This is a genomic window from Nesterenkonia salmonea, assembly GCF_005771525.1.
GTDB classification, from domain to species: Bacteria; Actinomycetota; Actinomycetes; order Actinomycetales; family Micrococcaceae; genus Nesterenkonia; species Nesterenkonia salmonea.
In genome coordinates, this window is sequence record NZ_VAVZ01000104.1 from 1 (window position 1) to 1157 (window position 1157).

The 1157-nt window shown below is 65.3% G+C and carries 1 protein-coding gene; it reads right to left on the minus strand.

Annotated features, from left to right (window positions below; translation table 11 throughout):
• Nucleotides 1-1045: IS481 family transposase (locus FEF26_RS15455; protein ID WP_138254419.1), on the minus strand; the 1045-nt coding region annotated here is incomplete at its 3' end.
• Nucleotides 1046-1157: the final 112 nt, after the last annotated feature.

The following is a 1157-nucleotide window of genomic DNA, read 5'->3' on the forward strand; positions in this document are numbered from 1 at the left end:
TGTAAGAGGGCGTGACGTTATTGACACCGATCGGGACCAGTGAGGCCGGGGGCATCTCGCCACAGGCAGTATGAGGACGATGATAGTTGTAGTGATTCACCCAGACTGCCAGGGCATGCCTGCGGGCTTGCTCTGAGGCGTAGATCCGGGTGTAGAGCACCTCATCGACCATGAGCCGATTGAACCGCTCGACCTTGCCGTTGTGCCGCGGCGTGTAGGGCCGGATCCGCTGATGCCGGCCCGCCAATGCCTCCACGGTTCGGGTGAAGTCCTTCGCACGATAATTGGCACCGTTATCGGTGACCACCCGGTCCATCCGGGTGATCCCATGAGCGGTGAAGAACGCCCGCGCCCGGGCGAAGAAGCTGATCGTGGTCGCCGCGGTCTCGTCCTCAAGGGCCTCGGTGTAGGCCAACCGGGAGTGCCCGTCGATCGCGGAGTGCAGGTAGGTGTACCCGACTCGGGCGCCTGGGCCTCGTTTGGCTTTCAACGCGGCCCCCGCGCCGCGGCCGTGGGCCCACCAGCCGCCGCCGTCGGGGATCCTTCCGAGCTTCTTCACATCGATGTGGACCATGTGACCAGGCCAGTAGGCCCGGATCCGCTGTGGCCGGCGCCGCTGATCCTCCCCCTCAGGCGTGAGATCCCGGAGTCGGGATATCCCGAGTCGGTGCAGCCATCGGCCCACGGTGCGCAGTGCGATCACCAGCGGGGCGTGCCAGGGTCCGTGGGCTTTCTCGTCGTCGCAGCCGCCGGTGTTCAGGTGCTGCCAGATCCTCCGGGCTGACCAGCTGCGTTCCCGGCGCAGGTCTTCGATGCGGGCGATGACTTCTGCGGGAGTCTGGGACGGGCTCTGAACGGGTCGAGAGGTTCGATCCTTGAGTCCTTCCTCGCCTTCGGCGAGGTACCGGGTGACCCAGGTGGTCACGGTGGGACGCGAGACTCGGAACTCCGCAGCGACGTGGGATTTGGGGATCCCGTCGCTCAGGTGACGAGTCACCATGCGCAGTCGTCCGGTCGGGGTCAGTGGTGCGTTAGCGTGGATCATGGGCGGGCTCTTCTCCTGCGGATGGGTTGTGTAGGAACTTCCATCCTGTGGCGGGGAGCCCGTTCCTCATCTCATCGACGCACCAGTGGCAAGAACCTCATGCCCCACAACA